10 protein-coding genes are annotated in these 14,882 nt (G+C 52.3%); 3 read left to right on the top strand and 7 right to left on the bottom strand.

Annotation, left to right across the window (positions count from 1 at the left end):
- Positions 1–67: 67 nt before the first annotated feature.
- The 7 genes from yhdP to csrD all read right to left on the bottom strand — a co-directional run bounded on the left by yhdP (position 68) and on the right by csrD (position 10,942).
- Entirely contained in the window at positions 68–3,868 is a 3,801-nt protein-coding gene (gene yhdP, locus BEB54_RS19075; protein WP_105276812.1) for an AsmA2 domain-containing protein YhdP, read from the bottom strand.
- Positions 3,869–3,935: 67 nt separating this feature from the next.
- A complete protein-coding gene (rng, locus tag BEB54_RS19070; protein ID WP_000123197.1) occupies positions 3,936–5,405 on the bottom strand; it encodes a ribonuclease G in 1,470 nt (489 codons plus the stop codon).
- The gene (gene yhdE, locus BEB54_RS19065; protein WP_000203103.1) at positions 5,395–5,988 is read right to left on the bottom strand and encodes a nucleoside triphosphate pyrophosphatase YhdE; all 594 of its coding nucleotides are present in this window, start codon (positions 5,986–5,988) and stop codon (positions 5,395–5,397) included. Before yhdE ends, rng begins: the two co-directional genes overlap by 11 nt.
- An 8-nt stretch (positions 5,989–5,996) precedes the next feature.
- Positions 5,997–6,485, bottom strand: coding sequence for a rod shape-determining protein MreD (gene mreD, locus BEB54_RS19060; RefSeq protein WP_000179409.1), 489 nt, complete (start codon positions 6,483–6,485; stop codon positions 5,997–5,999).
- Positions 6,485–7,588, bottom strand: a complete 1,104-nt coding sequence (mreC, locus tag BEB54_RS19055; protein ID WP_000802511.1) for a rod shape-determining protein MreC — start codon at positions 7,586–7,588, stop codon at positions 6,485–6,487. The genes mreD and mreC overlap by 1 nt, the downstream gene beginning before the upstream one ends.
- 65 nt (positions 7,589–7,653) lie before the next feature.
- Positions 7,654–8,697 (bottom strand): rod shape-determining protein MreB, encoded by a 1,044-nt coding sequence (gene mreB, locus BEB54_RS19050; protein WP_000913396.1) that lies wholly within the window; start codon positions 8,695–8,697, stop codon positions 7,654–7,656.
- Positions 8,698–9,001: 304 nt separating this feature from the next.
- A complete protein-coding gene (csrD, locus tag BEB54_RS19035; RefSeq protein WP_105276813.1) occupies positions 9,002–10,942 on the bottom strand; it encodes an RNase E specificity factor CsrD in 1,941 nt (646 codons plus the stop codon).
- Positions 10,943–11,093: 151 nt separating this feature from the next.
- Between csrD and acuI the strand changes: the two genes are divergently transcribed.
- The 3 genes from acuI (at position 11,094) to accC (ending at position 14,876) form a co-directional block, all read left to right on the top strand.
- The gene (gene acuI, locus BEB54_RS19030) at positions 11,094–12,068 is read left to right on the top strand and encodes an acrylyl-CoA reductase (NADPH) (RefSeq protein ID WP_032185207.1); all 975 of its coding nucleotides are present in this window, start codon (positions 11,094–11,096) and stop codon (positions 12,066–12,068) included.
- Between the two features lie 977 nt (positions 12,069–13,045).
- Positions 13,046–13,516 carry an acetyl-CoA carboxylase biotin carboxyl carrier protein gene (gene accB, locus BEB54_RS19020; protein ID WP_000354622.1) on the top strand — a complete coding sequence of 157 codons (471 nt, stop codon included), beginning with the start codon at positions 13,046–13,048 and terminating at the stop codon, positions 13,514–13,516.
- Positions 13,517–13,526: 10 nt separating this feature from the next.
- Positions 13,527–14,876 carry an acetyl-CoA carboxylase biotin carboxylase subunit gene (accC, locus tag BEB54_RS19015; RefSeq protein WP_000884620.1) on the top strand — a complete coding sequence of 450 codons (1,350 nt, stop codon included), beginning with the start codon at positions 13,527–13,529 and terminating at the stop codon, positions 14,874–14,876.
- Positions 14,877–14,882 lie beyond the last annotated feature (6 nt).

Here is a 14,882-nt window from a genome sequence, read left to right as displayed (position 1 = left end):
TTCCGGCTCGTTGGCCTTTGGCAACGATTATCATATGAGATTGGGGCAATTACGCGCCCTCGTCAAATCATTGCGCTTTTTCTTTACGCGGTTGGCGCAACACTTCGTTGATTTGCGGATCGTCCAGCGGACCCGAAATGTGATAGCGCAAAATGGAGACTTTGCTCCACAGCGGCCCCAGCACTTTACTGGCTGCAAATACTGCCGCTCCAACAATGGGGTTAACCGCAAAAGCCGCAGCCACGCCCACCGTCGCAGAAATCTCTGGTGCGACAACCGCTTCCATATTCAGGTCGCGACGTACCAGATTTACCGACCCTTTCATGGCGATATCCGCCTCCAGGCCATCCACCAGCGTGTCGTCGGTGTGCATAACGCCGTCTTTAATCCACGCGGTGCTGCGAATGGAGTCAAAATAGAACCCTTCGCCAAAAGTGTCTCTGAAATCAAAACGCAGCTTACGCATCAGGGCATCTACGCTCAATAAGCGCAGCAATTGCCCGGCATGTCCGGTATTGATTTCGGTAATTTCGCCTTTACCCAGCTGAGTATGAATGATGCCATTCAACGTCGCCTCATCTGGCTGCCACGGTGCTTTACGCCAGTGTAAATCGTAATCCACATTAAATGACGACTGCCGTATGGGCGTCGTGACACCAAAAAATTCTGCGGCGGCATCAATTTTCTGCCCGCGCAGTTTTCCTTTCAGCGAGGTACGTTCATTCCCCGGATTATTAACCCATTCACCATCGGCAGTGAGCCGCGAGAAACCGGTATCAATCAGTCCATTGGTCAGCGTTAATGTATCGCCAGAAATGGTGAGATCACTGTCAATACGACCGAATTTTTGCCCCCAGAACCAGCACTCTGCGCATCGTATTTGTGCGTCCGGCCAGCCACGGAAGTTAATGCGCTCCGTTGTCGGGAAAGGTGATGACGGCGTTGAATCACCACGAGTTTTCGCCTCGCTCGGGTTGTAATAAAGATATTTGATATTCGCCAGCCACGGCGCGTTATTACGCATCGCCAGCGTAGCGTTGATTTCACGTCCTTGCGCCTCAACCTGGGTACCATTTGCCGTCGGTTGCGAAACAATGCTCAGGTTATTCCATTGCTGATTTCCCAGCGACAACATGGGGGTACGTAACGTAATGTGTTGTGGAAAACTCGCAGCACCACCGACGCTCTCCGCCGCGCCTTTCTGGAACAAGGCCAGCCACTCGGCACCATTCATCGGTGGCATATTGAGTTCAACGCCACTTTGTTCCGGCAACGGCGGGAGCGTTTTACTGTCTGCCGCCCAAATAGCACGATCGAGCGTCAGCTTATGACCAAGCAACCAGCGGCTATTGAAATGGTTATCCGCGCCAGCCTGTCCGGTTAATTCAAAGCTGTTGAGATTGCCATCAACCTTAACGTTTACCGGCAGTGGTTCACCCGCAGGTTTGGCTAACGGTGAAGGTAAGTGACTGCTCACATTCTTCAAATCGCCGTTTAGCTCTACGTTATACGTCGCGCCAGCATGATAAGGCAGCTCAATGCCCACTTTACCATCCCACGCCACGCTGCCACTTAATGCTTCGTTCACCGCTGCAGGCAGAACGCCGGTTTTCGCTGGTTGCCAGTTACCGTTGAGATTCACCGCGACCTGGTAGGCTTTTGCCCCTTCTTTGGTGGAAAAATCCACGTTCAACGGCTGATTAAACCAGTTCGCTGTCAGTGGTTCACTTTGCAGGTCGCCATTGATAAAGCTAAATTTGCCACTCAAATTTTTCAGGGTGCTGTCGAGTGGTTTGATAAACAGACTGTTGTTACGCAGCGTCACTTCACCTTTCGCGGTAACCAGTTCGCCGTTAAGCGGAATATCGAGATGTAAGCGAGCATTCACATCGCCGTCGAGCTGGAGTTCTTGCAGGGTCGCACCCAGAGAATCTTTCAACGGTGTCTCATCAAAGTAAGGGCCAACGGCTTTACCCGGACCTTTAATGTCAGCGTCAATCAGCAGTTTTTCTTTTGAGTAGTCAGGGATCACTGCGGTGAGATCAGTGGCCCGCACACCGCCCAGATTAACGCCATCGGTTTTCATCCATAAACCGTCGTTAATAAAGTCCAGTTCAATATCGAGGTTCGTTAACGCAGGCCAGTCCGGCTGGAAGGCAAACTTCGCGTTGCGCAGCGGCACCAGCACTTCAAACTGACCTTCGTTGTGTTTATAGGGGAAGAGTTGCGGATTGCCACCATAAACCAGCGTCGCGTTATCCGCTTCACCGCCCTGAATCGCGCCACTTAAGTAATCAACCAGGTCTTTACCCATCAAGTTTTCCGGGAAATAGCGCCAGGCTTGTGAACCATCATCGGTACTGATGCCAGCCAGAATACCCAGCCAGGGTTCATCGTTAGCAGGTTGCAGGTAACGAAAACCGCCGCGCGCATGGACGGCTTTGGCTTTAACGTCAATATTACGCCCATCCAGCTGGAAACCTTTGTCATTGTTCAGCCAGCTTATCGTAGCCTGGCCGTCTGCGATTTCCAGTGGCGCACGGAATACCGTTTCGTAAGGCATCTTTGCCTGCTTCATCGACGCGGTAAGCAAACCATTTTCTACGCTGCCGGAAAGCGTCCCGGAGAAGTGTTCCGCACCCGGTAATAATTTCCATTGCTTCCAGGCCAGATCGCTCCACGATGCCTGAAAACGGGTCTTGTCTGCCGCCTGAAGCGGGATATCCAGCGCCAGAGTGTTAATCTTGCCGCTCGGTTGTGTGGAGCGCCAAACATCACCAAGTGCAGGTGAAAGTTTCGCGGCCAGCGGGCGTACGCCCTCCAGGCCTGCCAGCTCCAGATTACTGGCGCGAATCCGGAGTTCGTCACTGCGTTTATTGTCTTTGCCGCCAACGTTCTGTTCCGGTATCCAGGCCAGCGTCAATGCTCCGCTCGGCCAGGGTTTGCCGTCCATCGTGATCCGTGTGTCGGGAATAGAGAACTGCCAGCCCGGGTTTTCACGCGTAATATGCGCGGTAAGATTATCCACCGACAGCGTATGCGTTTGCTTCTCGCCCAACCAGCTGGCACCGCCCTGTTTCAGCCAGACGTCACCGCCGGTTACATCGCCTTTGTCGATCGTCATCCAGCCTTCAAGGGAGAACTGTGCCGTTTCCAGCGCAATATTGTCCTGCATCCATTTACCGAGCCACGGCTTCAGGTCGATGTCATCCGCCTGGAGCCAGACGCGACCATTGCTTAACAACCCCTCATCATCGCGCAAATCCATGCGCACCTGCATCACGCCGTGCTGTCCGGTAAGGCTGGAGAGGCTTACCAGGCCTTCCGCACGGTGTCGACGTGGATCGTTCAGCCAGGTGAGTTGTGGGATCGCCAGCTCGGCGCGCTGACCGGATGGCGTCAGGAAACTGACTTCACTGTCGCGGAGATCGAAATGGTCGAATTGACGAAGAAACAGATCGCTGATGTGACTGGCTTCCAGGCTATCATTACCACCACCGCTGGTGATAGGAGTGTTGGTGCGAAAGCGCAGCTGCCAGAAAGTGAGATCACGAAACTGCCAGCGCATATGTAACAGGCTTTGCCAAACATCCAGCGCCAGAGTAACGCGTTTAACCGAAAATTCGCCGCCATCTTTTAGTTCTGCACGGATGTCGTGCGCTTCAAGCGTCGGGCCAAAATTCTGCCAGCTGGCTGAGAGCTGACTGGCTTCAACCGGCATGCCAGTCGCGGATTCTATTTTGTTAAGGATTTCCGGACGCCAGGCGTCAAGATGCGGTAAAGCAATACGCAGGCCGCTAACCAGCAGGGCAGCGATCACAACGAGCGCGGCTCCAGTAAGCAGTAAAATCCCCGGCAATCGCCTCACCCGTCACTCCTTGTCTGCTAAAAATGTGACTCAAAAACCCTTTGCCGGATGGCGGCCCAGCATCTGTTTACATCATTACGACGTCAAACTGCTCCTGGTTATAGAGCGGTTCAATTTGTACTTTAACCTGTTTGCCAACGAAAATTTCCACTTCCGCCAGCGAGTGTGACTCTTCGCCTTTCAAGGCTTCGGCTACTGCCGGAGAAGCATAGACCAGGAAACGGTCGGAATCGTAAGCATGGTGTACACGAACAATCTCGCGCATGATTTCATAGCATACCGTTTCCACGGTTTTCACCGTTCCGCGACCGTGACAGGTTGGGCATTCGTTACATAGTACGTGCTCAATGCTTTCGCGAGTGCGTTTACGCGTCATCTCCACCAGCCCCAGCGCCGAAAAACCATTAACGCTGGTTTTCACCCGGTCTTTGCTCAACGCTTGTTCCAGCGAATGCAGTACGCGGCGACGGTGATCTTCATTATTCATATCGATGAAATCAATAATGATGATCCCGCCCAGGTTACGCAACCGTAACTGGCGAGCAATAGCCTGCGTCGCTTCAATATTGGTATTGAAGATGGTGTCGTCCAGATTGCGATGACCGACAAACGCTCCGGTATTGATGTCCACGGTGGTCATCGCTTCGGTCTGGTCGATAATCAGATAACCACCGGATTTCAGTTCTACTTTGCGTTCCAGCGCTCGCTGGATTTCGTTTTCGACATCAAAGAGATCGAAAATCGGCTGGCGTCCGGTGTAATGCTCCAGCTTGCTTGTCATCTCGGGAATGTACTCCGAAGTAAACTCCAGCAATGCTTCGTAAGTCAGGCGCGAGTCAACGCGAATGCGGTCCAGCTCGGCGTCAGCGAAATCACGCAGAACACGCTGCGCCAACGCCAGTTCGCCATACAGCTGATAACGGGTCTGCGGGCGCTTTTTACGCTCCATGACTTTGGTCCAGACACGTTTCAGATAAGCGGCATCGGAGGCCAGTTCAGCCTCACCAACACCTTCCGCTGCAGTACGGATGATAAACCCGCCCTGCTCGTCGCAATACTCCGCGACCACTTTTTTCAGGCGTTCACGTTCGGATTCGCTTTCGATACGTTGGGAAACCCCAACATGAGAAGCACCTGGCATAAAAACCAGATAGCGAGATGGCAGAGTGATATCGGTGGTCAGGCGCGCACCTTTAGTACCAAGCGGATCTTTCACCACCTGCACCATCAGATCTTGCCCCTGACGGACCAGTTCCGAGATGTCGCGCACCGTGAATTGCTTTTGTTCTTCACCCGCCACACATTCAGTGTGCGGCATGATATCGGATGCATGAAGAAACGCGGCTTTATCCAGCCCAATATCTACAAAAGCCGCCTGCATACCCGGAAGTACACGACTTACACGACCCTTGTAGATATTGCCTACTATTCCGCGTCGCGCCTCACGTTCAATATGAATTTCCTGCAGAATACCGCCATCAATATACGCCACTCGCGTTTCCGAAGGCGTTACGTTTACCAACAATTCAGCCGTCATGTTTATCCCTTTTCTCACGCAGTGCGTTAAAATTACTTAATAATTCATACGTTTCAACCAGCGGTAAGCCGACTACGGCGTGGTAGCTGCCATTTATCTTCCTGACAAAACAGCCACCCAACCCCTGAATACCGTATGCACCTGCTTTATCTAACGGTTCTCCGCTGGCGACATAGCCCGCGATGTCTTCGTCTGTTAACGTTCTGAAAGTCACATCGGTGACCACCAGGCAATCGAGAATGTGCTGACTGTCGGCCAACGCCACTGCCGTCATCACCTGATGGGTCTGGCCCGATAATTTGCGCAACATCTGCGCCGCATGTTCTGCGTCGCGCGGTTTCTCCAGCACTTCTCCATTCAGGATAACGATAGTATCCGCACCCAGCACCGGGAGATCCTGCGCCGTGTGCGTGACACCCGCCTGTGCTTTCTCGCGCGCCAGACGCACAACATATTGCTGCGCGCTCTCCTGCGGCTGACGCTGCTCCTCAATGCCCGTAACAATACGTTCAAAGGTCACGCCAAGTTGCGCAAGTAACTCCTGACGACGCGGAGAACCGGAAGCTAAATACAGAGAAGTCATAGAAACCTTTATTGCACTGCAAACTGCTGACGGACTTTACGCATCAGCAAGAAAATCCACGGCCAGAGCACTCCATTGACTACACTACTCCAGAACACTTCCGGTCTGAAAGAGACGTTAATCACTAAAAACTCTGCCCAGAAAACAATAATATCCACCACCAGCGAAAGCAACATGACGACCAGCGCCTGCTGCCATAATGCGAGGTTGCGGAAAAGCTGATATTTCAGCGCCACCAGGTAAGCAATGATGCTCATCGCCAACACGCGTACGCCAAGCGTCGAGCCGCTAATCAGATCCAGTATGGCACCCATCACAAAACCTGTGCCCACATTTACGCGATGGGGCAAGGCCAGGATCCAATACAACAGAATAAGCAACACCCAGTTTGGCCGGAAAACAATCAGGTTGTCCGGCCAGGGCATGATTTGCAGCAACAGCGCAATGAGGAAAGAGAGCCAGATTACCCAGCGTCCCTGGCTACGATAGCTCGCCACTATTGCCCTCCCGGCGCACGCGCAGGCGGTTGAGCACCACTTTGCGGCGGCGTAGCCCTTTGTGGAGAGCGATTAGCAGCAGGCTGTGTCGGCGCAGCAGGCGCAGTAGCTGCATTTCCTGTCGCCGGTTGCTGCGGAGTCGGCTGAGCGATCCCCGTTGCCGGTTCGGGTAACTTTGGCCCCATCGCGTCTGGCGAAGGCAATACCTGCGGCATCATCTGCATCAGACGTTCATTAGCAACACGATGCACCTCTTCCGGCGTCATCGGGTTAGCGCCGTTACGATCCGCGCCCCACAGCAGCAGCAGATAACGCAAACGTTGCAGTCCCGCAGTCGGACGCGCCTGAATCACAGTATAAGCGCGCTGGGTATCGAGTTTTACGGAAGAGACAACCGCCACCGGATAGCCTTCCGGGAAACGACCGCCCAGACCGGAAGTCACCAGCACATCACCAACACGAATATCCGTATTCGCTGGCAGATGCTCAAGCTGCAAATCATCCGTACAACCGTTACCGGCTGCAATTACGCGGATATCGTTGCGCAGTACCTGGATTGGCAGCGCGTGGGTCGCATCACAAATCAGCAGCACGCGACTGGTCAGTTTAGCGACGGCCACCACCTGACCAACAACACCTTTGTCGCTGATGACCGGCTGGCCTTCATAAACGCCATTAACGCTACCTTTATCGATAACAACTTGATCGCTATAAGGATCGTTAACCGTAGAGATAACCTGAGTCACCATTTTCTGCTCATCCTGACGCAGCGGGGAACCCAGCAGCTCGCGCAGACGCGCGTTCTCCTGTTTGTACTGTCCAAGCATCAGCAGTTCACTGTTTTTCAGCAACAGTTCCTGACGTAACGCCCGGTTTTCAAGTTCTAGTTGGTCACGCGAGGCCAGCGTCTGCGATACGCCATCCAGCAATTCACGAGGAGCATTGGAAACAAAGTAGAAAGGACTGACGGCGGTATCCATATAAGTACGGATTTGACTGAACGTCCCCAGGCGGCTGTCGGCAATAATAATGCCGAGCGCCACCAGCACCGCCAGAATAAGGCGAATCTGTAGCGACGGGCCACGGCTAAAAATTGGCTTCATAAGTTATGCGTATTCTCGTATCAGACCAGGCAGGGTAAACAGACGCTTCCCCTGCCTGTATCCGATTACTCTTCGCTGAACAGGTCGCCGCCGTGCATGTCGATCATTTCCAGTGCTTTGCCGCCACCGCGCGCCACACAGGTCAGCGGGTCTTCAGCAACAACGACTGGAATGCCGGTTTCTTCCATTAACAAACGGTCAAGGTTACGCAGCAGTGCGCCACCACCGGTGAGCACCATGCCGCGCTCGGAGATGTCGGAAGCCAGTTCCGGCGGACACTGTTCCAGTGCAACCATTACTGCGCTCACAATACCGGTCAGCGGTTCCTGCAGTGCTTCGAGGATTTCGTTGGAGTTCAGGGTAAAACCGCGTGGAACACCTTCTGCCAGGTTACGGCCACGAACTTCGATTTCACGGACTTCATCGCCCGGGTAAGCCGAACCGATTTCATGCTTGATACGTTCTGCGGTGGCTTCACCGATCAGAGAACCGTAATTACGACGCACATAGTTGATGATAGCTTCATCAAAACGGTCACCACCAATGCGCACGGAAGAGGAGTAAACCACGCCGTTCAAGGAGATAACAGCAACTTCAGTGGTACCACCACCGATATCAACCACCATAGAACCGGTCGCTTCAGAAACCGGGAGGCCAGCACCAATTGCGGCAGCCATCGGTTCTTCAATCAGGAAGACTTCACGGGCACCAGCGCCCTGCGCGGATTCACGAATTGCGCGGCGTTCAACCTGGGTTGCGCCAACCGGCACACAAACCAGAACGCGCGGGCTTGGACGCATAAAGCTGTTGCTGTGCACTTGTTTGATGAAGTGCTGGAGCATTTTTTCAGTCACGAAGAAGTCGGCGATAACGCCGTCTTTCATTGGGCGAATAGCAGCAATATTGCCCGGCGTACGGCCCAGCATCTGCTTCGCGTCATGACCTACTGCAGCTACGCTTTTCGGTGAACCGGCACGATCCTGACGAATGGCCACCACGGAAGGCTCATTCAATACGATGCCTTGTCCTTTTACATAAATGAGGGTATTCGCAGTACCCAGGTCAATGGACAAGTCATTGGAAAACATGCCACGAAATTTTTTCAACATACTAAGGGATAATCCTGAAAGCTGGGGCGGAAAAGAAAATCCGCTTACTTTACCAACCACACGCAGCAGCGACAAGGCGCAAAAATCATCTGCTACGGTGAAAATTAGTGCAGTTCGTTTCCTTTGTTACAAATCTCTGCCTGAGTCCAGAAAGGCTTAATGCATCAGCAGCATTCCTCGCCTGTTTGCAACCGCGTAAGGTCATTCATCTGCATATGTGCTGCAACAATCTGGCGAGCAGACAAGCACACTCCCATGAGACGCAGCGCGCGTTATTCTACGTGAAAACGGATTAAACGGCAGGTTAAACCGAGTATCTTTGTGAATATTTTTTCACGTTAGTATCAAGTGGCTGTGAGGACGCGAAAAAATCCCCTTGCCCACCTGTAACACCGCGCTGAATCAGGGTCTGCCACTCGCTTCGCGAACGCACGCCGGTGGCGTAAACCTGGGTGCTGGTCCCGGAGCAGGCTTCCACCAGGCTTTGAACCAGCAGCTGATTCTCCGTTCGCTTCTCAATGTTTCTGACCAGCCCCGGATGGAGCTTGAGTAACTCAACATTAAGTTCTTTGATCCAACTGGTGCTTACCAGCGTCAAACCAGCCTGGTTGACGGCTACCCGTACCCCTAAAGCATTCACTAAACGAATAACAGGTTGTAAACGACTGATATGTTGACCTACATCGGCCTCTGCAAGTTCAATAATTATGCGTTTTCGTTGCGATCTTTCACATTGCATTAACGTATCTCGCAGCCAACGCTGAAAACGCGGGCGAATCAGCGACTCAACGGTAACCTGAATCGCCAGATTTTCCTCCGGCCAGTAACGCAATAGTGGAATCAGACGGCTGATTTGCAGGCGGTCATACTCTTCCGATAAGCCAAACTGCAAGACCATCGGCATATACTCAGCCGAGCTAACCTCTTCATTACCATCGAAGATGCGGCACATGAGTTCGCGATGATGAACCTGGCCTTCGCGAGTAACCGCCGGTTTTTGATAAAGGCGCGGGCCGCCGCGACTGAGCATTTGCTCGATAAGCGTACGCCAGCGAACATTACCGCGTCCTTTTTCAGGCAACGAGTCATCGTAAATAGCCCAGCTATTGCCGCCCTGCAATCCCGCATTACGCGTGGCAGACTCTGCATGTTCCATTACCTGCTCGGTATCCTGACCACTACGCCAGGCACAGATACCAATGTGGATCATATCGTCGCGATCGAGCATTTTATTGTTCGGCAAGGTATCGACGGCTTTGATTAACTGACTGGCTATGCTCTCTGCCTCTTTTAACGTCCGGTGCGGCAACAGCGCAGCAAAATCACTACGGTGGTAACGCGCCAGCAGTGCGCCAGGGTAGCGCATCATAAATGTCGACAGCAGATTCGTCAGAGTGAAGAACTGTTCTTCAACCTGGCTGTGCCCCCAGGTATCACTCAACATATTAAAATCCGGCAGACGAATCATCATCACGATCCCGTGGGTACCTACTTTCTCCTGATCTTCCAGTAACGTTGCTAACTGATTATCGAAAAAGAGTCGGTTATTGAGGCCGGTTTTCACGTCCTGGGCGGCATAAGAGCGGATCAGCGTATCAAGACGGCTGTGTTGTTCGCGTGCGTTCTGAATTTCACGAAGCAGCGTATCCAGCGCACTGCTGGTTCTGGGCGGCCATTCATAGATGGTTCCCAACACATTAGAGCCACGCTCACCGTTTAAGATACGAGTAGCCCGGGTTTCCAGCAATTCTTGCCCGGCAAGTTGCCGTTGTAACCAGCGTACCGCCAGGAAGAGCATAAGAATGATAAAGCCAATCGCCCCCGTGAGCGGCGCGGTGGTCATCAACGAATGGAAATAGTTGCCCATCGGATCCTGATAAACCAGACGCAGCGACATCCCCGGATGCTTTATCAACGGAACGCTCAGTTCGCGAAACAGATCGCTGGTGCCAACCGGACGATAACTACCATTTCTGGCGAGGGTATAAACCTGTTTATCACCATGCAGCAGGTCTACACGAACGATATCTGCTGACATCATTAATTCGGTAATTTGTGGCCTTAATGCGCTGAAGTCATTCGACACAAGGTGGGTATCAATCGCCGTCGCCACCGCCTGAACGCGATGACTAAACTTATACTGAATGGCGTTGTAGAAACTTAGCGAACAGCCCAACAAAGTCACAAAAATTGTTAACCCGGTGAGCAGCGTAACAAAGGCCGAAAATTTCGTCGTTAATCTCATCCTTGTGTTAACTCCGATAGTGAGGAAGCGGGCATACTAGCAAATCAGATTTATCTCGCAATTTATTGCGCTTCATCGGCTTTGCTTTTCCATTAGCGAGTATAGTCTTCAGAAATTATTTTCCAATCCATCATGCACATGAGGACCACTTATGCAGGCGTTACTTTTAGAACAGCAGGACGGCAAAACTCTCGCATCGGTACAGACTCTGGACGAAAGTCGCCTGCCGGAGGGCGATGTCACGGTTGATGTTCACTGGTCGAGCCTGAACTACAAAGATGCGCTGGCAATTACCGGTAAGGGAAAAATCATCCGTAATTTTCCGATGATTCCTGGGATCGATTTTGCCGGAACTGTACGCACCAGCGAAGATCCGCGTTTTCATGCCGGTCAGGACGTATTACTCACTGGCTGGGGCGTTGGTGAAAACCACTGGGGTGGGCTGGCGGAGCAGGCGCGAGTGAAAGGTGACTGGCTGGTTGCCATGCCGCAAGGGCTGGACGCGCGTAAAGCAATGATTATCGGTACTGCCGGTTTTACCGCCATGCTGTGTGTGATGGCGCTGGAAGATGCCGGTGTTCGCCCGCAGGACGGCGAGATTGTCGTAACGGGTGCCAGTGGTGGCGTCGGCAGTACCGCCGTGGCGCTGCTGCATAGGTTGGGTTATCAGGTCGTTGCCGTTTCCGGTCGCGAAAGTACCCATGAATATCTGAAAAGTTTAGGTGCCAGCCGTATTCTCCCTCGCGATGAGTTTGCCGAATCCCGTCCTCTGGAAAAACAACTCTGGGCTGGGGCAATTGACACCGTTGGCGACAAAGTGCTGGCGAAAGTGCTGGCGCAAATGAATTACGGCGGCTGCGTGGCGGCCTGTGGTCTGGCGGGTGGTTTTACTCTGCCAACCACGGTCATGCCATTTATTCTGCGTAATGTCCGTTTACAGGGGGTGGATTCAGTGATGACGCCACCAGCACGCCGCGCACAAGCCTGGCAGCGACTGGTCGCCGATTTACCGGAATCATTCTATACCCAAGCGGCAAAAGAGATATCTCTGGCAGAGGCACCGAAATTTGCCGAGGCCATCATTAATAACCAGATCCAGGGTCGCACGCTGGTGAAGGTTAACTAACCATTTAGCAGGGAATAATAAGAGAGGGAACTCATTTTGAAATCATTATTCAATCGGTTAACGGGAAAAGCGGTTAGCCGGACAGCTTTTGTCGAACATCTTGGTCATGAAGTTGTACAACATCATCCAAACTGGAAAGTCATGATTTCGACTGACCATAAATTGATGCGCACTGTTACTCCACTAAACAGCCATTATTGATACGCCTCCGTCGCCTGTTAGGTTTATGGTGCTTTGCCTGGGCGACGCTACGCTTAACCTGTTACTGATTTCTGGTACCATGGGGTGAATAATCTGATTTTATTTGCCTACAAATTAACCACTCGAACGTATTTGATGCTGAGCATTGTCAGTTTGTTGATTTTGCGCGCTTTAGCATTCACGTTTATCCAGACGATGCAGTGAAAATTGGGCAATCCCCAGCAACCGCTGCGTAATGTCGTCTATCTTGTCGCGATCCTGGCATCCCTACATTATTTGTGGTCTGTGAAGATTATCTCATTGCAGCCCCTCATCTTCGCAGGGCTGGCTTTACAACTTTTAGCCTTACGTTATAAGAAGTTCCGTCGATGATGGCGCTAATTTCGTGAATTGTGCGGCTTGTTGCAAATTACACGGTGTTGAAGGTTATTTACATGTTAGCTGTTGATTATCTTCCCTGATAAGACCAGTATTTAGCTGCCAATTGCTACGAAATCGTTATAATGTGCGACCTCGTTCTCCCTGACGCAGTTTTTGCGCTGCGGAAAAGGTGACATTGGCGCAACGAAGGTATATTTTGTTTTTTGCCGGAGGATAGCAGCAGATCGCTGCACAATGTCCGTCAAGTCTAACATTGACACTCTGGGGCAAAATAGACCGGCGTCCCGGCCTGCTGGAATTTATCGCTATGCATACAGCTGTCGGGGCATACGCTTTACAGACGGCGGTGAAACGCCTGTCACAATCACACTAAACAAAGAGTACGGAACCCACTCATGGATATTCGTAAGATTAAAAAACTGATCGAGCTGGTTGAAGAATCAGGCATCTCCGAACTGGAAATCTCCGAAGGCGAAGAGTCAGTACGCATCAGCCGTGCAGCTCCTGCCGCAAGTTTCCCTGTGATGCAACAAGCTTACGCTGCACCAATGATGCAGCAGCCAGCTCAATCTAACGCAGCCGCTCCGGCGACCGTTCCTTCCATGGAAGCGCCAGCAGCAGCGGAAATCAGTGGTCACATCGTACGTTCCCCGATGGTTGGTACTTTCTACCGCACCCCAAGCCCGGACGCAAAAGCGTTCATCGAAGTGGGTCAGAAAGTCAACGTGGGCGATACCCTGTGCATCGTTGAAGCCATGAAAATGATGAACCAGATCGAAGCGGACAAATCCGGTACCGTGAAAGCAATTCTGGTCGAAAGTGGACAACCGGTAGAATTTGACGAGCCGCTGGTCGTCATCGAGTAACGAGGCGAACATGCTGGATAAAATTGTTATTGCCAACCGCGGCGAGATTGCATTGCGTATTCTTCGTGCCTGTAAAGAACTGGGCATCAAGACTGTCGCTGTGCACTCCAGTGCGGATCGCGATCTAAAACACGTATTACTGGCAGACGAAACGGTCTGTATCGGCCCTGCTCCGTCAGTAAAAAGTTATCTGAACATCCCGGCAATCATCAGCGCCGCTGAAATCACCGGCGCAGTAGCAATCCATCCGGGTTACGGCTTCCTCTCCGAGAACGCCAATTTTGCCGAGCAGGTTGAACGCTCCGGCTTTATCTTCATCGGCCCGAAAGCAGACACCATTCGCCTGATGGGTGACAAAGTATCCGCAATCGCCGCGATGAAAAAAGCGGGCGTTCCTTGCGTACCAGGTTCTGACGGCCCGCTGGGCGACGATATGGATAAAAACCGCGCCATTGCAAAACGCATTGGTTACCCGGTGATTATCAAAGCCTCCGGCGGCGGCGGCGGTCGTGGTATGCGTGTAGTACGCGGCGACGCTGAACTGGCACAATCCATCTCCATGACCCGTGCGGAAGCGAAAGCTGCTTTCAATAACGACATGGTTTACATGGAGAAATACCTGGAAAATCCTCGCCACGTCGAGATCCAGGTACTGGCGGACGGTCAGGGCAACGCTATCTATCTGGCGGAACGTGACTGCTCTATGCAGCGTCGTCACCAGAAAGTGGTCGAAGAAGCGCCAGCACCGGGCATTACCCCGGAACTGCGTCGCTACATCGGTGAACGTTGTGCTAAAGCGTGTGTTGATATCGGCTATCGCGGTGCAGGTACTTTCGAGTTTCTGTTCGAAAACGGCGAGTTCTATTTCATCGAAATGAACACCCGTATTCAGGTAGAACACCCGGTTACTGAAATGATCACCGGTGTTGACCTGATCAAAGAACAACTGCGTATTGCTGCTGGTCAACCGCTGTCGATCAAGCAAGAAGAAGTTCACGTTCGCGGCCATGCGGTGGAATGCCGTATTAACGCCGAGGATCCTAACACCTTCCTGCCAAGCCCGGGCAAAATCACCCGTTTCCATGCACCTGGCGGTTTTGGCGTGCGTTGGGAGTCTCATATCTACGCGGGCTACACCGTACCGCCGTACTATGACTCAATGATCGGTAAGCTGATTTGCTACGGTGAAAACCGTGACGTGGCGATTGCCCGCATGAAGAATGCGCTGCAGGAGCTGATCATCGACGGTATCAAAACCAACGTTGATCTGCAGATCCGCATCATGAATGACGAGAACTTCCAGCATGGTGGCACTAACATCCACTATCTGGAGAAAAAACTCGGTCTTCAGGAAAAATAATTTGTG

The organism is Escherichia sp. MOD1-EC6021 (assembly GCF_002965245.1).
In the GTDB taxonomy this organism is placed as follows: Bacteria; Pseudomonadota; Gammaproteobacteria; order Enterobacterales; family Enterobacteriaceae; genus Escherichia; species Escherichia coli_F.
Note: the sequence above shows the minus strand (reverse complement) of the source record. Positions and strands in the feature narration are given on the sequence as shown.

Bases quoted from the DNA above. Each gene is read 5' to 3' on its own strand.
- rng (WP_000123197.1), bottom strand. From the start codon at position 5,405: ATGACGGCTGAATTGTTGGTAAACGTAACGCCTTCGGAAACGCGAGTG.
- yhdE (WP_000203103.1), bottom strand. From the start codon at position 5,988: ATGACTTCTCTGTATTTAGCTTCCGGTTCTCCGCGTCGTCAGGAGTTA.
- mreC (WP_000802511.1), bottom strand. From the start codon at position 7,588: ATGAAGCCAATTTTTAGCCGTGGCCCGTCGCTACAGATTCGCCTTATT.
- mreB (WP_000913396.1), bottom strand. From the start codon at position 8,697: ATGTTGAAAAAATTTCGTGGCATGTTTTCCAATGACTTGTCCATTGAC.
- csrD (WP_105276813.1), bottom strand. From the start codon at position 10,942: ATGAGATTAACGACGAAATTTTCGGCCTTTGTTACGCTGCTCACCGGG.
- acuI (WP_032185207.1), top strand. From the start codon at position 11,094: ATGCAGGCGTTACTTTTAGAACAGCAGGACGGCAAAACTCTCGCATCG.
- accB (WP_000354622.1), top strand. From the start codon at position 13,046: ATGGATATTCGTAAGATTAAAAAACTGATCGAGCTGGTTGAAGAATCA.
- accC (WP_000884620.1), top strand. From the start codon at position 13,527: ATGCTGGATAAAATTGTTATTGCCAACCGCGGCGAGATTGCATTGCGT.